This window comes from Neptunicella sp. (assembly GCF_048268085.1).
In the GTDB taxonomy this organism is placed as follows: Bacteria; Pseudomonadota; Gammaproteobacteria; order Enterobacterales; family Alteromonadaceae; genus Neptunicella.
Window position 1 is genome coordinate 87432 of record NZ_JBLWWF010000015.1, and the last position, 24033, is coordinate 111464.

At 45.8% G+C, this 24033-nt stretch carries 18 protein-coding genes; 8 read left to right on the top strand and 10 right to left on the bottom strand.

The annotated features are described in order from the left end of the window. Positions 1-75 precede the first annotated feature (75 nt). From ACTD55_RS13005 to ACTD55_RS13015, 3 genes are read left to right on the top strand one after another with little or no spacing between them, the layout of a single operon-like run. Positions 76-2103, top strand: coding sequence for a glycoside hydrolase family 97 protein (locus tag ACTD55_RS13005; protein ID WP_438864767.1), 2028 nt, complete (start codon positions 76-78; stop codon positions 2101-2103). Next, the gene (locus tag ACTD55_RS13010; RefSeq protein ID WP_438864768.1) at positions 2103-3980 is read left to right on the top strand and encodes a glycoside hydrolase family 13 protein; all 1878 of its coding nucleotides are present in this window, start codon (positions 2103-2105) and stop codon (positions 3978-3980) included. Before ACTD55_RS13005 ends, ACTD55_RS13010 begins: the two co-directional genes overlap by 1 nt. Next, positions 3980-5860, top strand: coding sequence for an alpha-amylase family glycosyl hydrolase (locus ACTD55_RS13015; protein ID WP_438864769.1), 1881 nt, complete (start codon positions 3980-3982; stop codon positions 5858-5860). The genes ACTD55_RS13010 and ACTD55_RS13015 overlap by 1 nt, the downstream gene beginning before the upstream one ends. A gap of 52 nt (positions 5861-5912) precedes the next feature. Here ACTD55_RS13015 and ACTD55_RS13020 read toward each other — a convergent pair whose 3' ends face one another. The 10 genes from ACTD55_RS13020 to cysZ form a co-directional block, all read right to left on the bottom strand. Continuing rightward, positions 5913-6497, bottom strand: a complete 585-nt coding sequence (locus ACTD55_RS13020) for a gluconate 2-dehydrogenase subunit 3 family protein (protein ID WP_438864770.1) — start codon at positions 6495-6497, stop codon at positions 5913-5915. Further along, on the bottom strand, positions 6497-8194 hold the full coding sequence (locus tag ACTD55_RS13025) for a GMC oxidoreductase (protein ID WP_438864771.1): 1698 nt from the start codon (positions 8192-8194) through the stop codon (positions 6497-6499). Before ACTD55_RS13025 ends, ACTD55_RS13020 begins: the two co-directional genes overlap by 1 nt. 5 nt (positions 8195-8199) lie before the next feature. After that, positions 8200-9144, bottom strand: a complete 945-nt coding sequence (locus ACTD55_RS13030; protein WP_438864772.1) for a sugar phosphate isomerase/epimerase family protein — start codon at positions 9142-9144, stop codon at positions 8200-8202. Positions 9145-9165: 21 nt separating this feature from the next. Beyond that, the gene (locus ACTD55_RS13035; protein WP_438864773.1) at positions 9166-9912 is read right to left on the bottom strand and encodes a helix-turn-helix domain-containing protein; all 747 of its coding nucleotides are present in this window, start codon (positions 9910-9912) and stop codon (positions 9166-9168) included. 30 nt (positions 9913-9942) lie between these two features. Beyond that, entirely contained in the window at positions 9943-11145 is a 1203-nt protein-coding gene (locus tag ACTD55_RS13040; protein WP_438864774.1) for an MFS transporter, read from the bottom strand. A gap of 35 nt (positions 11146-11180) precedes the next feature. Further along, positions 11181-12224: a sugar phosphate isomerase/epimerase family protein gene (locus ACTD55_RS13045; RefSeq protein ID WP_438864775.1), complete on the bottom strand. Its 1044-nt coding sequence runs from the start codon at positions 12222-12224 to the stop codon at positions 11181-11183. A 2-nt stretch (positions 12225-12226) separates the two neighbouring features. Beyond that, positions 12227-13399 carry a Gfo/Idh/MocA family protein gene (locus ACTD55_RS13050; RefSeq protein WP_438864776.1) on the bottom strand — a complete coding sequence of 391 codons (1173 nt, stop codon included), beginning with the start codon at positions 13397-13399 and terminating at the stop codon, positions 12227-12229. Between the two features lie 252 nt (positions 13400-13651). Then, on the bottom strand, positions 13652-14212 hold the full coding sequence (locus ACTD55_RS13055) for a DUF7010 family protein (RefSeq protein WP_438864777.1): 561 nt from the start codon (positions 14210-14212) through the stop codon (positions 13652-13654). Positions 14213-14505: 293 nt separating this feature from the next. Further along, complete coding sequence (locus tag ACTD55_RS13060) at positions 14506-15387, bottom strand: glycerophosphodiester phosphodiesterase (RefSeq protein WP_438864778.1); 882 nt, start codon at positions 15385-15387, stop codon at positions 14506-14508. A 48-nt stretch (positions 15388-15435) separates the two neighbouring features. Further along, the gene (gene cysZ, locus ACTD55_RS13065) at positions 15436-16167 is read right to left on the bottom strand and encodes a sulfate transporter CysZ (RefSeq protein ID WP_438864779.1); all 732 of its coding nucleotides are present in this window, start codon (positions 16165-16167) and stop codon (positions 15436-15438) included. 178 nt (positions 16168-16345) lie between these two features. On the opposite strand from cysZ, the gene smc reads away from it, so the two are divergent. The 5 genes from smc to ACTD55_RS13090 are packed head-to-tail and all read left to right on the top strand — an operon-like array spanning position 16346 to position 24007. Then, positions 16346-19807, top strand: coding sequence for a chromosome segregation protein SMC (gene smc / locus ACTD55_RS13070; protein WP_438864780.1), 3462 nt, complete (start codon positions 16346-16348; stop codon positions 19805-19807). Between the two features lie 12 nt (positions 19808-19819). After that, positions 19820-21034 (top strand): cell division protein ZipA, encoded by a 1215-nt coding sequence (zipA, locus tag ACTD55_RS13075; RefSeq protein ID WP_438864781.1) that lies wholly within the window; start codon positions 19820-19822, stop codon positions 21032-21034. A gap of 50 nt (positions 21035-21084) precedes the next feature. Continuing rightward, complete coding sequence (gene ligA, locus ACTD55_RS13080) at positions 21085-23115, top strand: NAD-dependent DNA ligase LigA (RefSeq protein ID WP_438864782.1); 2031 nt, start codon at positions 21085-21087, stop codon at positions 23113-23115. Continuing rightward, the gene (locus tag ACTD55_RS13085; protein ID WP_438864783.1) at positions 23115-23534 is read left to right on the top strand and encodes a GNAT family N-acetyltransferase; all 420 of its coding nucleotides are present in this window, start codon (positions 23115-23117) and stop codon (positions 23532-23534) included. The genes ligA and ACTD55_RS13085 overlap by 1 nt, the downstream gene beginning before the upstream one ends. Then, positions 23531-24007, top strand: coding sequence for a DUF2919 family protein (locus tag ACTD55_RS13090; protein WP_438864784.1), 477 nt, complete (start codon positions 23531-23533; stop codon positions 24005-24007). The genes ACTD55_RS13085 and ACTD55_RS13090 overlap by 4 nt, the downstream gene beginning before the upstream one ends. Positions 24008-24033 lie beyond the last annotated feature (26 nt).

The window sequence follows — 24033 nt, forward strand, 5'->3', positions numbered from 1 at the left end:
GGGATGGGATTGTTCAATAGACTGGCCGCGATAATTTGCACGTTGCATTCATTCAGTTCCACAACGGAGATTCCTATGTCATTGTTAAAACCGACGCTTTTTATCAGTTTGGTGTTATCTGCCAACGTATTGGCTGAACAACTGCAAGTCAGTTCGCCCGATGGCAAGCTTACCGTTACTATTTCTGATGAACATGATCGCACCGAATACTGGGTGGATTATCAGCAACAACGGATTATTTTGCCTTCACCACTGGGGCTGGAATTTAAGCAACAGGGGCAGTTTGGTGATGGTTTTAAAATTACCGGCAAACACACAGATAAAGCCAAACTGACCTGGACGCAGCCTTGGGGGGAACGCAAACAAATAACCGATAATCACAACGAACTGGCGGTTGAGTTGGCCGAGCAGGATAGAGGCATGTTCACTGTGCGTTTTCGGGTCTTTAATGATGGTATCGGTTTTCGCTATGAAGTGCCCAAGCAAAAAGGGCTGGATCAGGTGGATGTGATTGATGAAGACACCGAGTTTGTCATTCCCGACAGCAATAAAGCCACCGCCTGGTGGATCCCGTCTCGTGCATTTAACCGTTACGAATATGTGTACAACACCACTACGCTGGATAAAGTCGGTCGTTCACATACGCCTTTTACCTTTAAGCTGGATAGTGGTGTGCACATGAGCATTCATGAAGCTGCCTTGGTGGATTGGGCAGCCATGACCTTGGAGCCGCAACGAGCAGGGGAGCTTAAAGCCGATCTCACTCCTTGGTCGGATGGTATTTTAGTCAAAACCCAAACACCATTTAAATCATCCTGGCGTACGGTGCAGGTTTCGCCCGATGCTAAAGGCTTGTTAAATTCCGATCTGATTTTAAATCTGAATGAACCCAATAAACTCGGCGATGTATCCTGGGTTGAGCCGGGTAAATATGTCGGCATCTGGTGGGGAATGCATATAAAGGAAAACACTTGGGGTAGCGGGCCAAAACATGGTGCCACGACATCAGAAACCAAACGTTATATGGATTTTGCCGCTGACAACGGTTTTGCCGGTGTGTTGGTTGAAGGCTGGAATATCGGCTGGGATGGCGACTGGTTTAATAACGGTGATGTGTTCAGCTTTACTGAGAGTTATCCGGATTTTGATTTACCGGCAGTCACTGCCTATGGCCTAAAGAAAAACGTGCGTTTAATTGGCCATCATGAAACCTCTGGTAATGTGACTAATTATGATAACCAGATGGCAGATGCCTATGATCTCTATGAAAAAAATGGTGTAACTATGGTTAAAACCGGTTATGTGGCCGATGCCGGTGATATCAAACGTATTGATGAAAACGGTCTGGTAAGGCACGAATGGCATGACGGTCAGTTTATGGTAGGCGAGTATCTCCGTTCAGTGAAAGAGGCAGCCAAACGCCATATCAGCATTAACACCCATGAGCCTGTAAAAGATACCGGACTGCGTCGTACTTATCCTAACTGGATATCCCGTGAAGGCGCCCGTGGTCAAGAGTTTAATGCTTGGGGAACGCCGCCAAATCCACCCGAACATACCACTATTTTGCCCTATACGCGCATGTTGGCCGGGCCAATGGATTTCACCCCCGGTATCTTTGATATGAGTTTTAATGGACTGGATGGTGAAAATCGTCCACGTACCACATTAACCAAGCAGCTGGCGTTGTATGTGGTGTTGTATAGCCCAATCCAGATGGCGGCAGACTTGCCGCGTAATTACCTTAAACACCCTGATGCATTCCAGTTTATCAAGGATGTTCCCACCGACTGGGAAAACAGTCGTGCCATTGCCGGTGAAGTGGGGGATTATGTGGTGTTCGCTCGTCAACAGCGGGATGCGGATGACTGGTTTGTTGGCGCATTAACCGATGAAAATGCCCGTACTGTAGATATATCGCTGGATTTCCTTGAGCCGGGTAAGCGATATGAGGCACAAATTTATCGTGATGGTGATAAAGCCGACTGGCTGACTAATCCCTACGATTATGTCATTGAGAAAAAAAGCGTCACTTCGGGCGACAAATTGAGCCTGAAAATGGCCAAAAGTGGCGGCACGGCAATCCGCTTTAAGGCACTCTAATGTTGAGGTTAGCCGAGAGAATATGCGCGCTGCTGGTCAAATTTATTGGACTGGTATCTCTGCTGGTTAGCCAGTGGGCCACAGCCGAGATCAATATTGATCATCTGGAACCCCTGTCCTGGTGGACCGGGATGCAAAACCCTGAATTACAAATAATGGTGCACGGACAGGATATAGGCCATTTATCGGTCAATATCGACTATCCGGGTGTCAAGCTGGAATCGGTTAAACGGGTTGAAAATGGTAATTATCTGTTTATCAATCTATTACTGGATCAACAGGTTAAACCCGGTGAACTGGATATTCAGTTTGTGCGTGACGGCAAGGTTGAACTGCATTATCCATACACGCTACACAAACGTCGTCCCCATTCAGCCAGCCGGCAAGGTTTTAGCAGTAAAGATGCCATTTATCTGATTACCCCGGATCGGTTCGCCAATGGGGATAGCAGTAACGATAGCGTGGCAAGTCTGACCGACAAGTGGGATCGCGCCAACATCGGCGGTCGCCATGGTGGTGATATTCAGGGGGTTATTAATCATCTGGATTACATTAAACAGATGGGTTTTAGCCAAATCTGGTTGATGCCGGTGCTGGAAAATGCTCAGGACAGTTATTCCTATCATGGTTATTCCACCACGGATTACTATCAGATTGATCCTCGTTTTGGCAGTAATGAGCTATATCAACGTTTGTCGGCCCAAGCCACTGAGCAAGGTATTGGCCTTATTATGGACGTGATCCTTAATCATATTGGTTCCGGTCATTGGTGGATGCAAGATAAACCCACCGCAGACTGGATAAACCATCAAGGCCATTTTGTAGGAACCACTCATCGCCGCGAAACCTCACGGGATCCTCATGGGATAAAAGCGGATCAACAAGCTTTTAATGAGGGCTGGTTTGTACCCAGTATGCCTGATCTCAATCAGCGTAATCCATTGCTGGCCACATACCTGATTCAGAACAGTATCTGGTGGATTGAATATGCCAATTTGTCCGGGATTCGGCTGGATACCTATTCCTATCCGGATAAGGATTTTCTGGTCGATTATACCCAACGCATTATGCACGAATATCCCAACTTTAATCTGGTCGGTGAAGAGTGGAGTCTCAATCCGGCCATCATATCTTATTGGCAAAAAGACAGTCCGTTGGCGACAGACTATCCGTCTGCGTTACCCAGTTTGATGGATTTTCCGTTGCAACACGCGCTGGTCACCGGTTTAACCGAGCCTGAATCTCATGATGGGGGGCTGAATAAGATTTACCAGTCACTGGCCAACGATTTTTTGTATGCCAATCCGGGCAATTTGGTGATTTTCCCGGACAATCACGATATGAGCCGCATTACTACTCAACTTAATCAGGATGTGGATTTATTAAAAATAGCGTTGGCATTTTTTGCTACTACGCGCGGCATACCTCAATTTTTCTATGGTGATGAAGTATTGATGAGCAATCAGGGTATCGAGGACCACGGCATTATTCGTAGTGATTTCCCGGGCGGTTGGGCGGATGACAAGGTGAACGCTTTTAGCGGCAAGGGACTGACAGATACACAGCAACAGGTGCAGCAATATCTGGCTAAATTGCTTAATTGGCGACAAACCAGCGAAGCGGTTACCGCGGGAAAGCTCACCCATTATGTGCCGCAGAACGGGGTGTACGTGTATTTTCGCTACACCGATAACCAAAAGGTGATGGTGGTATTGAATAAAGGTGAGCAACAGCAGCTGGAATTAACGCGCTACGCTGACATGCTTGGCAATGCCACTGAAGGTCAGGACGTGCTATCCGGACAACGTTATATGTTAGCTAACCCGCTCCCCCTTGCCGCCAAGTCCGCGTTGATCCTGCAATTGGGGAGCTACTAATGCGATTCTTCATTGCGATAAACAGCGTACTGCTCGTATTGTTGTCGTCTTGTTCCAGTCAGCAAATAGTGTTCAAGCCTGAAATGAAGGATAGTCAACTCACCGAAGTGCAAAGCAAGCCCGTGGTTTATCAGGTGATGACACGGCTGTTTGGTAACAAAAATTTCACTAATAAACCTTGGGGCACGATCGAACAAAATGGGGTGGGGAAATTCAGTGATTTTACCCCACAAGCGCTAAAAGGCATTAAGCAGCTGGGCACCACCCATATCTGGTTTACCGGTATTCCCCACCACGCGGTGATCCGTGATTACACCGCTTATGGCATCAGTAACGATGATCCTGACGTGGTCAAAGGGCGCGCCGGTTCTCCTTATGCGGTAAAAGATTATTACAATGTCGATCCGGATTTAGCCGATGATGTTTCCCAGCGTTTGCAAGAATTTGAGGCACTGATTAAACGCACCCATCAGCAGGGCATGAAAGTGATTATCGATATTGTGCCGAATCATGTGGCACGACGGTATGCGTCGGTAAGTGCACCTGAGGGAGTAAACGATTTTGGCGCTGACGATAATCGCCACGTAGAGTATGCCCGGGATAACAATTTTTATTATGTGCCCGGTCAGTCATTTAAGGTGCCTAATGGTGAGTTACCGTTAAATGGCGAAAATCACCCGTTGGCTGACGGCTATTTTGAAGAAAACCCGGCTAAATGGACTGGTAACGGTTCCCGTGCGGCACAGCCAGACGCAAACGATTGGTACGAAACCGTCAAGATCAATTACGGAGTTAAACCGGATGGCAGTTACGATTTTCCGCGTTTACCGGCCGACTATGCTAACAAAACGGTGGCTGAGCATGCCGCTTTTTGGCAAAACGTCAATGTGCCTGATTCGTGGCGTAAGTATCGTCAAATCGCCCGGTACTGGTTAGCTAAAGGTGTAGATGGTTTTCGTTATGATGTGGCAGCCATGGTGCCGGTGGAATTCTGGAGCTACCTGAATAGTGGTATCAAGCTGACTAACCCGGATACGTTTTTATTGGCTGAAATCTATCAACCGAAATTGTATCGCGATTATATTAATCTGGGAAAAATGGATTATCTGTACGACAAAGTCGGTACTTACGATACCTTGCGTGCAATTATTCAAGGCAGCGCTAGCACCGATGACTTGGTTGATATTCAACATAGTTTACAAGACATCGACGCCCATATGCTGCATTTTTTGGAAAACCACGACGAACAGCGCATCGCCAGTGATGCCTTTGCAGTTAATCCGGCTAAAGCCAAACCGGCGATGGTTTATTCAGCCTTAATCGGCCGCGCACCAACCATGATTTATTTCGGTCAGGAAGTGGGCGAGGCTGCCGAACAGGATCTGGGGTTTGGCGATCCTTCCCGTACCACTATTTTTGACTATGCGGGGGTACCGGCCCATCAGCGCTGGATGAACAATGGCAAGTTTGATGGCGGCCAATTATCCGCTGAGGAACACGCATTGCGGGACTTTTATGCCCGACTACTGAATTTATCTACCCAACAGCCGGCGTTCAAGGGTGAGTATGCAGGATTGCATCGATTTAATCGTCAATATCAGGATGGATACGATGACCAGCTGTTTAGTTTTGCCCGTTGGTCAGGGGATCATCGCGTGCTTGTGATCAGTAATTTTTCCGGGCAAGGCACATCTTTGACTTTGCATTTACCCGTCAGTCTGGTGTCCGCTTGGCGATTGAATGACGGCCAATATTTATTAACCGATCAGCTAGAAAACGGCTATCAATGCCAGCTGAATATTATAGATGGGCAGGGCAGCGTCGATCTGACACTAAGTGGGTTGCAATCACTGGTTTTACAAATGGGTATCAATCAGTAAAAAGCGATTCAAAGCCGGTTAGTCCCGGCTTTATTTCATGACTTGTTATTTGTCACTCGGCCCAGGCGCGGCCAATGTCTTTATAGGGAACAGAGCCATGATAGGCACCCGGAATAGGATCATATTTTAACACTTGGGTCGCGCCGACTTCCGAAGTGAAAAAGCCGATCACCGTCAACTCCTTAATGGTCTGGAAAAAATCCATACCATTGTCCTGTTCAATGGTTTGTCCCCAACGTCGATGCACCATATCCTGATTGAGCTCGGTTAACCATTGTTGCTGCTGATCTTTATCCAATGTCATAAATACTTGTCCCCATTTACTGGCAGCTCGCTGCTGAAACAGTTGCATCTGCTCAGCGAAACTCTGTTGCTGAGCACCAGTAAAGACCTGATTGGCTATATCGTGAATAAAATAGCCCACCCTTGCGTCTGCCGCTCCCGGGGTATCGGTGGCGGGTAAAATAAGATCAGCCATCCGGGTAAATAACGGAATATCCTGATTAAACAGGGTCGTGTCATTAACAACTCCCTGACGCAATGGATTGCTATTTTCCAGCGCCATCAGTGCCGGGGCACTTAGGGCTCCACCCAACATTATGGTTAATTGTTTAAGAAAAACGCGCCGATTTAGCATTATAGATTTCTCCGCTTCAGTTCTTCCACCGCATAGTTTGCTGCCCGCGCGGTCAACGCCATATAGGTCAGAGAAGGGTTCTGGCAGGCCGACGAGGTCATACAAGCTCCGTCAGTGACAAATACGTTTTTAGCAGCATGTACCTGATTAAAACCGTTAAGTACCGATGTTTTCGGATCTCTGCCCATTCTGGCCGTACCCATTTCATGAATACCATAGCCCGGAGCAATGGTTTCATTGTTGGCTTTGACATTTTTCAGGCCGCATTTTTCCAGCATTTCGGCAGCGGAGGCAGCCATATCCTTGCGCATCTCCAGTTCGTTTTCTTTCCATTCGCAATCAATGTTCAGGGTGGGCAGCCCCCATTTATCTTTCAGTTCATGATTCAAGGTGACGCGATTATCTTCGTAGGGTAAAAACTCGCCAAAACCTGTCATGCCCAGTCCCCATTTACCCGGTTCCATTAAGGTCGCTTTGAGTTGCTTGCCAATACTTAATTCGGCGACGCCACGCTGCCAGTTGGCGCGACTCGCTCCGCCTTGATAACCAAAGCCACGCAGATAACCGCTGTCCTGCTTGCTAATATTACGGAAGCGCGGAATATAGAACCCAGCTGGCTTGCGACCGGAATAATACATATCCTCCAGTCCGTCAAAACTGCCCGATGCACCGGCCATATGGTGGTGATCCATCAAATTTCGACCCAACTGATCGCTATCATTACCAAACCCGTTGGGAAAACGCTCAGAAACCGAATTAAGCATTATGCTGGTGGTTGCTAACGTCGATGCGTTCAAGAAGATGATTTTGGCATAGTAGTCGATCACTTCGTTACTATGGCTATCAATAACTCGCACGCCTATGGCTTTGTCTGCCTTGTCATCATAAATTATTTCGGCCACTACCGAATCGGGGCGCAAGGTCATATTACCGGTGAGGGCTGCGGCTGGCAGCGTCGAGGCATTACTACTGAAATAACCGCCAAAAGGGCACCCGCGAATACATTTATTGCGCGCCTGACAGCTTCCCCGGCCGTTATGTGGCACGCTCAGGTTAGCGGTGCGGGTAGGCATTAGATGACGATCCGAATATGCCTTGGTCAGGCGAGTTTGCACTTCTTTTTCCAATGCATTGAGTTCAAACGGCGGTAGAAATTCTCCGTCCGGTAATTGCGCCAATCCGGCCTTTTCGCCACTGACGCCGATGAATTTTTCTACATGGCTATACCAGGGCGCGATCTCCGCATATCGAATCGGCCAATCCACTCCGTGACCATCTTTGCTATTGGCCTCGAAATCCAGATCGCTCCAGCGTAAGCTGACTCGTCCCCACATCAGTGAGCGGCCGCCCACATGCTGGCCACGAAACCAGGAAAAAGGCTTGATTTGGGTATAGGGATTGTCCACATCACTGGCGAACCAGTGCAGATTATCTTGCTTGAGCAAACCGCTTTGACCCTGCACCGGAAATTCCTTGTGCTGTTCAACCGTCAGGCGATTAGCGTGGGGCAATTCCCAGGGCGCTTTAAGGGCCGTGGGATAATCGACAACATGTTTAACGTCACGACCTTTTTCCAATACCAGAGTTTTTAGGCCACGTTCACACAGCTCTTTAGCTGCCCAGCCGCCACTAATACCGGTACCGACCACGATTGCATCATATTGCATTGCGGCCTGGGCTTTTGTGTTTATATTCATCGCCGCTATCCAGCCTTATTAGCTTCGAGTAGCAATTGTCTATGAACTCTTTCCATTAAGGCGATAGTTTGATGGATGCCTTCTACTTCCGACCAATCATCCCCTTCGTATTCGATTCCTACATAATCGTGATAACCGGCATCGATGACGATTTTCATCATTCTAAAATAATCAATGTCCGGTTCGTTGCCTTGTTTATCAATGTGATAGGTTTTGGCGCTGACGGCTTTGGCATAAGGCATTAATTCGGTAACGCCTTGATATTTATCGTATTGCTCACCGGTTTCACGGTTAATAATAAAGTTACCAAAATCGGGAAGGGTGCCTACGCGGGGATTATCCGCCAGTTTCATCACGCCGCTGAGCCATTTACCATTGGAGGAAATGCCACCGTGGTTTTCGACAATGACATTCAAATTCAACGGGGTACAATATTCGGCTAGCTGATTGAGACCATCCGCGGCGGCTTTCATTTGTTCATCCCAACTGCCGCTGCTTTGTGCATTGACGCGGATCGAATGACAACCCAGTTCGTGTGCAGCATCGGCCCAGCGATAATGGTTTTGTACTGCTTTTTTACGTGCTTTAGGATCCTGATCGCCTAACGCACCTTCACGATCACACATAATCAAGCGGCTCTCGATACCTTCATTTTTAGCCTGATTTTTCAGATCTATCACTAGCTTGTCAGACAGGGTATCGAAGTAAAACTGGTTAACATATTCAATCGCATCAAGGTTGAACAGTTTACGGGTGATCGAGGCAAAATTGCGCGCATCCATCTCGCCACTGCGAAAGGCTTTATGCAATGACCACTGGGCTAAAGAGAGTTTAAATAGACGCTGTTGCGCGGCAAATAGATTAGAAGATAACAAACCGGAAGAAAGGGTCGCGGAGGCGGCCAATGTCATTTTAAGAAACTGACGACGAGCGAGTGTTGAATGTTTCATTATTATTGCCCTAAGAGTAGTTTATAGTTCGGAACGACTTTTTAACTGATATTTTCTGGGAGTCATACCCATGGATACCCTGAATTCGCGGGTAAAATAACTTTGATCACAAAAGCCACAGGCCATCGTGACATGCTGGATACTATAGCCTGCGGCCAGTAATTCACAGGCTTTCTGAATACGCAAGCGCTTCACATACTGGTTGGGAGTAATGGCAAACTGCCGTTTAAAACGTCGTTCGAAGGTACTTAACGACATACACGACAGCTTAGCTAATTCCTCAATACTGATGCTGTTCATATAGTTTTGCTGTAAATAGCTGATGCAGTGACGAAAGACATTATAGGGTTCAAAGCTCGATTGTGAGCGATGAGCATCACGGGTAAAACCTTCCACCCCAATAATGTCTCCGTGATTATTTCTTAATGCCAGTTTACTGGTAATAAACCAATGTACGTCACCTTGGCCATCTTGCACGAGTTCCAGCTTATTGCTGATGGTTAGTCCATCACTCATGACTTTTAAATCATCTTGATGCATTTGATCGGCAATATCGAAGCGAAAAAAATCATAATCGGTTTTGCCGATAACATCAGAAGGATCATCTAAATTAAAATGTTCAAATAACAACCGGTTGGCGTAAACAAAATGTCCATCACGATCTTTGGCGAAATAAAATGCATCATTAAGCAAGTCGAATAACGGACTGGGTTTGTTAAGCTCGTGTTGCTGATAAAAATCAAACACTTTGTTTAACATATCCATCATTTACTCCGGTTAATTGAAAAGGAAATTAGGCTAATTGTGGTTGTGCACAAAACGTTTGCGTAGCACATACAAACCGGCAAACAACACCACCAACGTTAACGGAAACAACGTCATACTTTGCAGTGTGGCTTGTCCGGTGGTTAACTCAGCAACGTCACCCATTTGCCCCATAGCAATAGCTGCTTGTCGATTACTATCGATCCAACCGCCAATTACCGGGTTCCAGATACTGACTGAAAACATTCCGGCCCCTCCAATTAACGACATCCCTAATGCGCCGGTTTTAGGTTGATATTCACCGATAAAGCCGACCATTGTTGGCCAAAAATACATTACGCCACAGGCGAATACGATAGTGGCCAGATAGACCATTCCGCCGGTTGCAATACTAAGCAGGTAAATGCCAATGGCTGCCGTAATGGAAGAGCACAATAAGACACCAACAGGATTAAGGGCATGTATCACCGGGCCGGCGAAGAAACGGCCTACCGCCATTAAACCGGTGCCTAAGGCTAAAATAATCATCGGTGAAGCACCGCTTTCGCCCAGAATTCGCCCAACCCATTGCTGAGGGCCAAATTCAGAGATAGCGGTTAAGGTCATACACACAATCATAAATAAATATAACGGTGACAATAGTGCGGCAAGATTGGTAGATGTAGAGGTTTCAATATTTTCTGAAGCCGGGAAAGTGGAGCTAAACACCAGATAACCGTAAATCAATGTAGGTACAATCATCACCGCAATTTGTAATTGCCAGCCAAGTCCTGCTGAAGTCATAAAATTAGACACCAGTGCGCCAATCACAATGCCGCCCGGGAACCACACATGGAAACGATTGAGCATGGTGGTTTTTTTATCCGGATAAGTATCGGCAATTAGCGGGTTACAAGCCGCTTCAACTGCCCCATTGGCAAAACCAATTAGAAAAGTCGAAATCAGCAAGGTCCAAAACCCGCTAGCGTAAATAGTTAATACCAGTCCCAGTAAATGACCGATAAATGCCAGTATCAGGATTTTCTTTGCGCCTAATATATTGTAAAGCAACCCCAGTACCATCATGGCAACAGGAAAGCCTAAAAAAGCCATGCTGTTAATCCAGCCTAACTCGGTATCATTCAGGTTAAAAATACTGCCTAACTCACCCAAAATACCGGCGCGGATCGCAAATGTCATTGCGGTAACGATTAATGCGATACAACTAGTATTAAATAATTTGCTGTTAGTACTCATTGACTTATCCATTTATTGTTATTGTCAGAGGGTTTTTATAGCCCCAATATTTTGTTGTTAAGGTTTTCATCGGCAGCGACGGCGGCGAAATCATCAAAAGCGCGCTCCGGTTTGCGGATCATATGTTGTTGAATAAAAGGTGCGCCCTCGCGTGCCCCATCTTCAGGGTGTTTGAGGCAGCATTCCCATTCCAGTACCGCCCATCCTTGATAGTCATATTTGGCTAGTCGGCTAAAAATGCCGCCAAAATCAATCTGGCCATCACCTAGTGAACGGAAACGTCCCGGTCTGTCTACCCAGCTTTGGTAACCACCGTACACACCGGAACGGGGATCTTGTTTATATTCGGCGTCCTTGACATGGAAGGCTTTGATACGCTCATGGTAAATATCGATAAAACCCAGATAGTCCATCTGTTGTAATACCAGATGACTTGGATCATATAGAATATTGGCGCGAGGGTGATTATCTACTGCCGCTAAGAAGCGTTCGAAAGTGACACCATCATGTAAATCTTCACCGGGATGCAGTTCAAAGCAGGCATCAACACCACATTCGTCAAACACATCCAGAATAGGTTTCCAGCGCTTGGCTAGCTCGTTAAATCCGGCCTCGACCAGCCCGGCAGGTCGTTGTGGCCAAGGATAAAAGGTATGCCATAACAACGCACCGGAGAATGTCGCATGAGTGGTTAGTCCGAGATTCCGGCTGGCTTGGGCTGCAAGTTTTACTTGTTCAACAGCCCACTGTGTGCGAGCAGCTGGATTGCCCCGTTGAGCTTCTGGTGCAAAACCATCGAACATCAGGTCATAGGCTGGGTGAACGGCCACGAGTTGCCCTTGTAAATGGGTGGATAGTTCCGTTATCTGTAATCCATATTGGGCAAACTTAGCCAGATATTCATCGCAGTATGACTGACTTTGAGCGGCCAGTTTAAGATCGATTACACGGCTATCCCACGTTGGCACTTGTACGCCTTTATAACCCAGGGATGCGGCCCATTCTAGAATTCCATCTAGGGTATTAAAAGGGGCTTTGTCGCCTAAAAATTGTGCCAGAAAAATCGCTGGTCCTTTCATTATTATTGCTCCTGAATATGTGTATGGTTTAATGCCAACCATTGTTGACCCGCGTGACTACTTTGCACGGTACCTTCGATAAATTGCATGCCGGAAATAGCTTCCTGAATTCCCGGAACACCATTTGCCTGACTGGTTTCTGGCTCACTGCCGCGCTGTTGTTTTACAGCGGTGGCAAAGGCTTTATATAAATTGGCAAAGGCTTCAATATAGCCTTCAGGATGGCCAGCCGGTGTGCGGGTGTTAACTTTGGCCTCGTCACATAAATAATCACTACCGGCTCTGAGTAATTCGGTTGGTTTGTCGCCCCACATTAGCCATAGTGAATTGGGCTCTTGTTGTGACCAACTTAAACTGCCTTGGCTACCATAAACTTGAATGCGAAGATTATTTTCCTGACCGACACTGATTTGGCTGGCGAGTAAAACGCCACGTGCCTGATTAGCAAAACGCAGCAATACCGTGGCGTCATCATCTAAACTGCGCTGGGGCTCGATGCTGTCCAAATCGGCCAAGATAGAGCTAATTGGACTGTCACCAATAAATTCGGCCAAATTGGCTGCGTGCACACCAATATCACCAACGCAACAACTAACACCGGCGCGTTTGGGATCGAGTCGCCAACTGCCTTGTTTTGATAATTGATTATTAAATTTTTTCGCCAGCCAGCCTTGGGAATATTCCACTACGATCTTTTTAATCTCGCCTAATTCACCCTTTACCACCCGGTGGCGCGCTTCTTTGACCATAGGGTAACCGGTGTAAGTATGGGCTAAACCGAATAATTGTGGCTTATCCAATAATTGTTGATGTAACTGTTCAGATTCAGCCAGATTAAAGGTGGCAGGTTTTTCACAAAATACATGAAACCCAGCCATGATGGCCTGTTGGGCAATATCAAAATGGGAATCATTTGGCGTGACAATGGCGACAAATTCCATCCGTTGATCGGCAGGCAATTTTTGCTCTTCACGGAATAGCGTCGCGATATCGGCATAAGCGCGATCGGGATTACTGAGCAAACTTTGCCCGGCTTGTTGATTTTTTTGTTGATCACGGCTGAATACGCCACAGACAAGTTCTATCTCTCCATCTAATCCGGCCGCCATCCGATGAATTTGACCTATGAATGCCTCCGGGCCACCGCCGACCATTCCCATACGAACTTTTGACATGATCACTCCGTTTATTCTGGCACAGGGCAAGTTATCCGTGCCTTATATGTAACATAATTGTTAACTAGGTTACGCGAGTGTGATAGGAACGGTTATAAATTGTTTTGCAACATTTATAATAAAATCGGCGTCAATTGTTTAGAAGATAATTGAATAAAAATTATATTGTATTTAACTGGTTGTATTTAAAGGTTTTATTGTATTTTTGGCGTTGGGTTTTAAATAATGCAATATAACATTGAGGATAATAACTTAGATGGAAAAACTGATATCTCGCCAGCGTAGCTCGAGCACATAAATGGTGGCTACGTAGACAGACACAATAATCATTGGTACCAGCGTAAAACGATAGTCAGGGAATATATACCAACCCACCAGGACTAAAATAGAACGAGTCAAGGTATGAAATATTCCGATCCAAAAGCGCGTAATCCAGGCATGCGTTAACCAGGGTAATCCAGTTAAAATACCCACGGTAAGCGGCAAAGAAGTTTTATCGATTAGAAAAAAAGGCAGCGAAATACACAGGCCCACCAAGCTCATAGCAAAAGAACATAGATATAATTGATCAAAACAATTTGTCGGTCTGGAGTCTCTGATCAGGTTTTCGCCCGTTAGTGACGTAACCATTTTATTCAGCAAGGGGATGCAAGCGATACCAATGACTAAAATAACCGACGCCACTTCATTCGACGCGACAGCGCTCAATAAACCAATAAAAAACCAGACAATGGCGCTAGCTAACGGCAAAGAGAAAAAACGACGTCTGGTATATTCACGGCGCTGAAAGTCTAACGTTCGATGTGAATTCATTGGTGACCTCTCTCCTTGTTAGTCAATAATACAGCGGCTTTATACACACTATATTACATATAAAAATGATCAAACAGTTAATTGACGCAATCCATTATGCTAGAAGTAAACCTTATCCGAATCTTCGAGCAGGTCAATGATCATATTGGTAATTTCGTTACTTTGCGCTGTCATATGTTACGTCATTGCGCGCTTACGCGGTATTAACGCTGGATATTGGGCCATCATGGGCGGTTTGATGGGGCCATTGGCATTGCCCTTTGTGTTATTTATTAAAAAATAACCGTACGTGATTATCTGCCCTGTTGTACCCGCATCAGATAGTCGGGACGATCGGAGATAATACCGTCAATCCCCTTATCCATCAGTTTGCTCATAATGGAAGGATCGTTAATGGTCCATGCCTGCACCTTTAAGCCTTTGGCATGGGCATCATCAATGACACCTTGAGTTAGTACTTCTAACCCACCACCGTATAAGGGCACCTGCAAGGCATTACCTTTAGGGGAGTAAAATCCGCTTAATCCCAATTTACTTAATATTACAAACAGGGTCGTTTCATCCGATGCCATGGAGGTGGCCACATCGGGACATTGATCACGAAATTCATCTAGCGCTGATTGGTGAAAAGAGCCGATGATAACCTTGTCTTGCATGCTAAATTGATGAATTAATTGGCACAGCGGTTGTACGATGGATGGATGGGTTTGTTTGATTTCAATCGTCATCAATTTTGCTGGGAACTGTTGGAACACTTCGGCTAAGGTTGGCACCTGAATGCCTTTACCTCGAAATTCCAGCTCGCCTCCCGGGGCATCTTCCAGCCAATTATAACCGGCATCTAAGGCTTTAATTTGGGCAAGATTCATTTGTTTAATAAAGCCGCTACCATTGGTGGTGCGATCCACCGTTTCATCGTGCATGACGATAAGATGGTTATCTTTAGATAAATGTACATCCATTTCCAGCATATTAACCCCCAAGTCACTCGCCTGTTGAAAAGCGTACAACGTATTGCTTGGCCAGAGTAAATAGCCGCCTTGGTGACCAATCGTTAAAAACCCCGGATGTTTTTTAAATAGTGGGCTGGAAGGGGCATTGTCAGCACTGATATACAGTCCGCCGATGATCATAACGACTAACAGTGGGAGAATGATTTTTAGCTGCTTGAACATAGAGTATCTGCTTATTTTTATTATTGATAACTGATCAGGAAGCATACTTTATAGTGATTTTCTGTATTGCTCTACCCACATCGCTGTTGCACCGCATATTGCCACTGGCATTACCAGAAAATTGATAATGGGTATCATGGCAAATAAGGTTGTTACGATACCAAAGCCAAAGGCCCGGCTTCTGTCTGCGACTAAAACCTGTCGCATAGTCGTAAAGGGGATCTTGTGATTATCGAAGGGATAATCGCAGTATTGCACGGCCATCATCCAGGCAGTAAACAGAAACCAGATAATCTGGCCGAATACCGGCAATAGAAAAAATATCAGTAGAAAGCCAATTGCCCGGGGAATGTAATAGACTAACTTGGTCCATTCCCTGCCTAAAGTACGGGGAATATCCTTAATTACAGCAGCGAAACCGTCACTGCCCATAGGTTGTCCGGTTAGATGTAATTCGACTTTTTCGGCTAATAATCCATTGAAGGGAGCCGCCAACCAATTGGCGATGGAGCTGAAAATAAATGAAAATATCACCAGAATGGCCAGTATGGATAAAGGCCATAATAGGTAATCGAGCCAGTCCAGCCAACTTGGCATAAATTGATCAAGCCAAGCAAACATCAAGTCCAATTGTTGAAATAAATAATAGAAGGCGCCAGAAAATAAAATAAGGTTGACCAGCAAAGGTATAAACACGAAACGTCTTATTCCTTTGATTTGGATCAAATCAAACCCACGCATAAAGTAGCTGATACCACCGCTATTGATTTTATTCTCCATCCACTTAATACCTGTCCAAGCACTTAAATTGAAATGGAGTATACCGATCTGGATAAAGCCGACAAAACCCTAATTGTTACAAATAACGACTTCTGATACATTCGTTGCAACTTGATTAATATTGTCACCTTAATAGTGAATAATATGAATTGCTGCTAACCATAAAAAATAATAATAGATGCGCCTTAAGAAAATCAGATTGGCAGGCTTTAAGTCCTTTGTTGATCCAACCAACATTCCTTTTCCGGACGATATGACCGCTATCGTTGGCCCGAACGGCTGCGGTAAGTCTAATGTTATCGATGCGGTGCGCTGGGTGTTGGGTGAAAGTTCAGCCAAGAATCTGCGTGGTGACGCCATGACTGACGTGATTTTCAATGGTTCTACGGCACGAAAGCCGGTTTCTCAATCCAGTGTTGAATTGGTGTTTGAAAATGCCAGTGATCGTTTACAAGGCGAATACGCCAAATATAACGAGTTATCGATTAAACGAGTGGTGACCCGTGAAGCCGTTTCCACTTATTTTTTGAACGGTTCCAAGTGTCGCCGTCGCGATGTGACGGATTTATTTTTGGGGACCGGTCTGGGTCCGCGCAGCTACGCGATCATCGAGCAAGGCATGATTTCCCGCCTGATCGAATCCAAGCCTCAGGAATTACGGATTTTTATTGAAGAAGCGGCGGGTATTTCAAAATATAAAGAGCGGCGTCGCGAGACCGAAAACCGCATCCGCCACACCAAAGATAATCTGGATCGTCTGGCCGACGTGCGCGGCGAGTTAGGCCAACAGTTAGATAAGCTGCAACGTCAGGCAGCAGCGGCCAGACGCTATAAAGATCTTAAGGCACAAGAACGGGAACTCAAAGGACAGTTAGCAGCTCTGCGCTGGATAAAATACAGTGAACTTATTGAAACCCTGGAAACGCAAATTGAACAGGTTGAGAACCAGTTGCAAGCGTTTATCGCTGAACAACGCGGTAGCGAAAAAGGGATGTTAAGTTATCAGGACAAGCAGCAAGAGTTAAAACAAAAGCTCGATGACTTACAACAGCAGATGTTTAAATTGGGCAATGACATAACTCGCCTGGAACAAAGTCAGATCCATCACAAAATGCGTAGTCAGCAAATTCATCAGGAATTGCAAAAACTCAATGACGATATACAAGAGCATCAACAGCATTATCAGCAAGAAGCTGAGTTAGTCGAAACATTACAACTGCAACTGCATGCACTTGAACCGGATGCCGAATTAGTTGAACAGCAGCTAGAACAAGCCGCATTGCAACTGGAAGAGCAGGAGCAGCTTTTTGAACAGCAACAGCGTAACTGGCGTCAACAGGAACAACGTTTACAACAACACCAGCAACAACAGCAGTTATTGGAAAGTAAACACCAGTCGTTACAAGCCATGCAGGCTCGTTCACTGCAACGGTTGACGGAACTCGATGATGAACTTAATAGCTTACAGGATATGGACGATACACAGCAGCTTGGTGAGGTAACTCAGCAAGTTGAAGTGGCAGAACGAGAGTATCAACAGACTAAGCAACAACTTGCAGCCGAACAGCAGCAACGTGAACAGCAACAGTCTGAATTAAAAGCACTTGAGAGTGAGTTAGTTCATTTGACCGGCCAACAGCAGCAGTTAGAGGCGGAAAATACCTCATTACAGGTACTGCAAGCTAACGAGCAGTCTGGACAACAATTACAACACTGGTTAGCCGAACAACAGATTGCCCATCAACCTTTATGGCAATATTTACAAGTACAAAATAACTGGCAAGTGGCTGTTGAAACTGCATTGCAGCATTGGCTGAAAATCAGCCTGTTAGAGCAACACCAGTCATTACCGGATATTGCTGGCAGCCAATTAATGTTTGCTGACAGATTGAGTCCCCACAAACCTGCTAATACATTAGCTGCCAAACTGGATAATAAACTTGTTCCCGAGTTGTTAAGCCAGATATTGATTGCCGACAATGTTGAACAGGCTAATCAGATCAGTTTGCAACCTGGTCAATCGGTCATCACCCGTGAAGGATACTGGCGTGGTGCCGATTGGGTCATTATGGGTGACAAGAGCGAGCAAGATGGCATGTTGGATCGCGCTAAACGCATCGAGTTAAACCAGCAACAACGGGATGATTTATCAACCAAACGACAACAGCTTGAACAGCAAATAGCGCAACATCAATCTCAATTAGAACTTCTGTTGGAGCAGATTCAGCAGATGCAAACACAGATGCAGCAACAGTATGAATCTTTAACTTCGTTGCGCAGTCAGAAAGTGATTGCCGAACAGCAAAACACGAACAAGCAACAACGGCTGGATAAATTACAGGCTGAGAAACGACATGCTGAGCAGCAATTAGAACAGGAACAGTTGCAGCAAGAAGAAATAGCCATGCAACAGGAAGAGTTGTTGATGTTGCTAGACGAGTTGCAACAACAACAGCCGGACAGTGACACTGAGCGAGAACGTGGTCAGCTGCAAGTTCAACAGTCTCGTCAACAAGTGGAACACATTAAACAGCAGCAGCATCAGCAAGCATTGCAACTGCAAGCGGCCAAAAGTCAGTTACAAAGTCGTAGTGAAGGAGTGGATCGCGCGCAGAAATTAGTCAGTCAAATGCGTGAGCGTCAACATAGTTTGCAGTCTGAACTGGATGACATGAGTGCACCTCAGGAAGATCAGGAAATCCAGCTGCAGGAATGGCTTATGCAGCGCAGTGAACTGGAAACTACCCGCAGCTTATTAAGTGATGAATTAGCTGAGGTAGAGAGCTTTTTAGCGGATAACCAAAAAGGCCAACAAGCGGTAGTGGATAAAATTAACCAGTTGCGCGGTCAGCAAGAAAGTCTGCGAGTGGAATGTGAAGGACATCGAGTAAGAGCAAATGCCGTCGTTGAACAGTTACCGGAAATTGAGATGGGACTGAAAGAACTGCTGGAAAATATGCCACCGGAAGCAGAAGAAAAACAATGGCAAGAGCGACTGGAAAAAGTGGTGCAGTCGGTGGTGCGTTTAGGCGCGGTAAATTTAGCTGCGGTGGAAGAATATGAAATACAATCCGAACGTAAAGCCCATTTAGATGAACAGCACGAAGATTTGACCAGTGCAATGGAGACTCTGGAAGGGGCAATTCGTAAAATTGACAAAGAAACGCGTAGCCGGTTTAAGCAAACTTTTACTCAGGTTAATAGTGATTTACAAATACTGTTTCCCAAGGTGTTTGGCGGGGGCGCGGCCAGTTTAGAATTGACCGATGATGATCTGTTAGAAACCGGGGTAACCATAATGGCGCAACCACCGGGTAAGAAAAATAGTACGATTCACCTTCTTTCTGGTGGAGAAAAAGCGCTGACCGCTTTATCATTGGTGTTCGCTATTTTCCGACTCAACCCTGCACCCTTCTGTTTATTGGATGAAGTGGATGCCCCATTGGATGATGCCAATGTGTTACGCTTTTGTAAGCTGGTGTCGGAAATGTCAAAAAGCGTACAGTTTATTTATATTACTCATAACAAAATAGCGATGGAGATGGCTTCACACCTTACGGGTGTCACCATGGCAGAACCAGGCGTATCACGCATGGTTGCTGTTGATGTTGAAGAGGCGGTCGCTCTTGCTGAAGCATAAAAAGATATATTAATGGATTTGCAGCTGGCGTTAATTATTTTAGGGGGATTTGCCATTACCGGAATATTGGTACATGGCTTATGGACCATTCGTAACAATTCTCAAAAACGGGCCGATTGGGATCCTGTGCAGCCGGATATTGATGAGGATGAGGAGGATTCACTTCCTGAACCGGTCAAACCTGTTGGTGGCTTTGATCATGACGGGATAGGCCAGGTTAGAGTGCTTCCTCGTGAAGAAAAAACACCTGAACAACGCCCGGATAACGTTGAGGATAAGCATGACGCGCATCCATCTTCGGTGGAATCCCCCGTGTCTTCGGTATCAACACCCGTATCTGAAACCGTTCCCGCGTTTAGTGCGCTTGATGACGAACTATCGGATAGCATAAGCCCGGTAACCGAGACACCACGTACTGAGACCAAGGCAGTCTCTGCTCAACATCAATATCCGGATCCACCCAGCTCTTTGTTATTATCAGGTGAGCAAACTCAGTCTCAACAAAATAAAGTAGAACCCAGTATTCGCCAAAGTGAATTTTTGGAAGATACCCCGGCTGAAGGTGAGCGCCAAGAGCCGCAATTGGATGATCAGAAAACAGCAGAGGCTGAACCCCTTGCCGAACAAAAAATTAGCTTGGCAGAACAGGCTAAAAAATTGGTTAAACGTGAAAAACCACTGAAAAAGATTCGACGTACCGAACCCCGAATTGCTGAAGATCAGTTACGTATCGACTTTGACGATCAGCCTCCGGTTGAAGAAATGCAACAATCTGAGCCTGCAGATACCGAACAAGAGCAAGAAGTATTAGTGCTCAACGTAAAAATGCCTGATGGCAAAACTATCCCTGGCTCAGCGTTATTACCGATGCTGTTAACCTTGGGATTAAAGTTTGGTGATCAGGATATTTTTCATCGCCACGTTAATACCAATGGTAAAGGGCCAGTGTTATTTAGTCTGGCCAATATGTTCCGCCCTGGCGTCTTTGATATTGATAATATGGAAAACTTTACCACTCGTGGTATTTCATTATTTATGGTTTTGCCGATCGAAGGTGATCCTCGTCAGGTTTTTAACATGATGCATAATGCCAGTCGTAAAATTGCCGATGAGTTTGGCGCACAAATTCTGGATGGGCGTCGCGCCACATTAACCAAGCAAGCCCTGCAACAATATACGGATAAAATTCGTGAGTCCGAGCGTCGCAGGATGTTGCGTAAAAACTAACGATTAGTCATCCCCTGCGGGGTGAGTTTGTATGTTATTCAGGTAATCTCATGAGTCAATCAGCCAGTCAGCGTATCGAACAACTGCGCAACGAAATCAATCAGCATAATTTTAATTATTATGTGGATGATAATCCCACTATTCCCGACGCCGCTTATGATCGGTTGTTTAATGAACTCAAAGCGCTGGAACAGGCTCATCCAGACTTGATTAGCGCTGATTCACCGACTCATAAAGTAGGTGGTAAGGCGTTGGAGGCGTTTACTCAGGTTGAACATGAAGTGCCGATGTTATCGTTGGATAATGCCTTTGATGAAACTGAATTTAATGCTTTTGTGAAACGGATTAATGACAGATTAAAACAGGACGCGGTACTGGCTTTTAGCTGCGAACCTAAGCTGGATGGTCTGGCAGTGAGTTTGTTATATGAAAATGGCGAACTCGTTCGTGGGGCCACTCGTGGTGATGGCCGCACTGGTGAAAACATTACCGAAAATGTCAAAACCATCGCTAATGTGCCATTACGATTGCGTGGTGATGATTATCCGCAACGTTTTGAAGTACGCGGCGAAGTCTTTATGCCCAGCGCTGGTTTTACGCGAATGAATGAGACCCAAAAAGCGCAAGGAAAAAAGGTCTTCGTTAATCCTCGCAATGCAGCAGCTGGTAGTTTGCGCCAACTGGACCCGCGTATTACCGCCAGTCGTCCACTGATGTTTTACGCGTACTCAATGGGCTTGGTGGAAAATGAGAAAACCCCGTTGGCCGCAACACATTCTCAACGTTTACAACAGCTTAAACAGTGGGGATTACCACTGAGTAAAGAAATTACCGTGGCCCATGGTGCTGAGCAATGCTTGGCGTACTTTCAACAAATCCTGAATAAAAGAGCCACCTTGGATTATGAAATAGATGGCGTGGTATTTAAAGTTGACAGTATCGAAATACAACAGCAATTAGGCTTTGTAGCCCGGGCGCCGCGCTGGGCTATTGCGCACAAGTTTCCGGCCCAGGAAGAGATGACCCGTTTGCTAGATGTGGAGTTTCAAGTAGGGCGCACCGGTGCTATTACACCTGTCGCCCGCTTGGAACCGGTATTTGTTGGTGGTGTAACGGTGTCTAATGCGACATTACATAATCAGGATGAAATCAACCGATTAGGTATTAATATTGGCGATACTGTCATTATTCGGCGCGCTGGTGACGTAATCCCGCAAGTTGTGTCGGTAGTGGAAACAATGCGCCCGGATGATGCTAAGGCAATTGTTTTTCCGGTCGTGTGTCCGGTGTGTGAGTCGGCGATTGAAAAGTTGGAGTCAGAAGCGGTGGCGCGCTGTACCGGCGGATTATTTTGTGCCGCTCAACGTAAAGAAGCGATGAAACATTTTGCTTCTCGCAAGGCTCTTGATGTTGACGGATTAGGTGACAAACTGATTGAACAACTCGTCGATGCCCAAATGGTATCCACTCCTGCTGATTTTTTTAAACTGGATTTAGCTCAATTGGCGGCGATGGAACGCATGGGCGAAAAATCTGCAGTGAATCTCGTCAATGCGCTTGATGCCGCTAAACAAACCAGTTTAGCCCGTTTTATTTATTCCTTAGGGATCCGCGAAGTCGGTGAGGCTACGGCAGCCAATTTAGCCAACCATTTTTTGACGTTAGAGGCTATTCAACATGCCTCATTGGAGCAACTTCGTGAAGTCGATGATGTAGGCGAAGTTGTGGCGCAGCATGTTATAAACTTTTTTAGTGAAGAACATAATTTACAGGTGATAGCGCAGCTCATTCAGGCTGGGTTGCATTGGCCGGCTATCGAAGCCAAGGCTGTGGATGAGCTTCCATTGCATGGTCAAACCTGGGTGTTAACCGGTACATTGACGACATTGGGGCGTGCTGAGGCAAAAGCGAAATTACAACAGCTTGGTGCTAAGGTTGCCGGTAGTGTTTCGGTAAAAACCAATGCGGTTGTGGCAGGAGAAAAAGCGGGCTCTAAACTCACCAAAGCTCAGGAATTGGGGGTCGAGGTATTAACCGAAGATCAAATGATGGCGCTGTTTAGTCAGCATGGAGTGGCATAGTGGAAATTAATCTGGCAGTGAGCCAACAACACATTCACGACTGTTTTCCGGTGATGCAGCATTTGCGTCCACACTTTGAGATGGATACCTTTACACAGCAGGTTAACGAACAAATGCAGCAAGGGTATCAGCTGGTTTTTGCCAGCTTAAATAATCAGGTCGTCGGCGTCGCAGGATTTGTAATTGGAACCAAGTTGGCGTGGGGTAAGCATTTATATGTGGATGATTTGGTTATCGATCCGCAAGTGCGCAGCAGTGGTGTGGGGAAAGCATTGTTAGAATGGATGACCGATTATGCCCTTACGCAAGGTTGCGAGCAGTTACATCTGGATTCTGGTGTACAACGTTTTGCAGCACATAAGTTTTATTTGCGTGAAGGCATGAATATCGCCAGTCATCATTTCAGCAAATCCTTGTGAGATTATTATTACCGCTGAATTACTACGACCAGCAAGGACGGGTTAAGCCGCTCGGTTCATTTATTTTTTGTTTATTGTATTTAGCCCGTGGTTACCTGGTATTTGTGATTTCTATGTCTTATCGAGCTGATACCGGCTTTTTGCTAGGCTTGTTTTACCCGCAAAAAAGTGATTTTTATTACAGTTTGTTGCTGGGGGGCCCGGCGGTTGTATTAGCCTTGGTCATGCTTTATCGGGACAAATTATGGCAGTTAAATTACTTATTTATTTTTAAAAGTATAAAACCGCTGTTAGTGGTGACCCTGCTAGTGGATTTTCTGTTGCACTTACGTGTGGCTTACCAGCAAGATTGGCAATTTAGCTGGATTTTGGCAGCGACTTTCGTGGTAGATATAAGTCTGATTTATTATTTTATGCGTAGTCGCTATTTTAGCGTGATGGTAAAAGATTGGGGCGCAGCTAGCGTTGATTGATATGACACTACGCCCACTTCAGTCTG

Excerpts from the sequence above, each read along its gene's own strand:
- ligA (WP_438864782.1), top strand. The coding sequence starts at position 21,085 with ATGAGTCAATCAGCCAGTCAGCGTATCGAACAACTGCGCAACGAAATC.
- ACTD55_RS13060 (WP_438864778.1), bottom strand. The coding sequence starts at position 15,387 with ATGTTCAAGCAGCTAAAAATCATTCTCCCACTGTTAGTCGTTATGATC.
- ACTD55_RS13035 (WP_438864773.1), bottom strand. The coding sequence starts at position 9,912 with ATGATGGATATGTTAAACAAAGTGTTTGATTTTTATCAGCAACACGAG.
- ACTD55_RS13005 (WP_438864767.1), top strand. The coding sequence starts at position 76 with ATGTCATTGTTAAAACCGACGCTTTTTATCAGTTTGGTGTTATCTGCC.
- cysZ (WP_438864779.1), bottom strand. The coding sequence starts at position 16,167 with ATGGAGAATAAAATCAATAGCGGTGGTATCAGCTACTTTATGCGTGGG.
- ACTD55_RS13040 (WP_438864774.1), bottom strand. The coding sequence starts at position 11,145 with ATGAGTACTAACAGCAAATTATTTAATACTAGTTGTATCGCATTAATC.
- ACTD55_RS13020 (WP_438864770.1), bottom strand. The coding sequence starts at position 6,497 with ATGCTAAATCGGCGCGTTTTTCTTAAACAATTAACCATAATGTTGGGT.
- ACTD55_RS13050 (WP_438864776.1), bottom strand. The coding sequence starts at position 13,399 with ATGTCAAAAGTTCGTATGGGAATGGTCGGCGGTGGCCCGGAGGCATTC.
- ACTD55_RS13045 (WP_438864775.1), bottom strand. The coding sequence starts at position 12,224 with ATGAAAGGACCAGCGATTTTTCTGGCACAATTTTTAGGCGACAAAGCC.
- ACTD55_RS13010 (WP_438864768.1), top strand. The coding sequence starts at position 2,103 with ATGTTGAGGTTAGCCGAGAGAATATGCGCGCTGCTGGTCAAATTTATT.
- ACTD55_RS13015 (WP_438864769.1), top strand. The coding sequence starts at position 3,980 with ATGCGATTCTTCATTGCGATAAACAGCGTACTGCTCGTATTGTTGTCG.
- smc (WP_438864780.1), top strand. The coding sequence starts at position 16,346 with ATGCGCCTTAAGAAAATCAGATTGGCAGGCTTTAAGTCCTTTGTTGAT.
- ACTD55_RS13025 (WP_438864771.1), bottom strand. The coding sequence starts at position 8,194 with ATGAATATAAACACAAAAGCCCAGGCCGCAATGCAATATGATGCAATC.
- ACTD55_RS13030 (WP_438864772.1), bottom strand. The coding sequence starts at position 9,144 with ATGAAACATTCAACACTCGCTCGTCGTCAGTTTCTTAAAATGACATTG.
- ACTD55_RS13055 (WP_438864777.1), bottom strand. The coding sequence starts at position 14,212 with ATGAATTCACATCGAACGTTAGACTTTCAGCGCCGTGAATATACCAGA.
- zipA (WP_438864781.1), top strand. The coding sequence starts at position 19,820 with ATGGATTTGCAGCTGGCGTTAATTATTTTAGGGGGATTTGCCATTACC.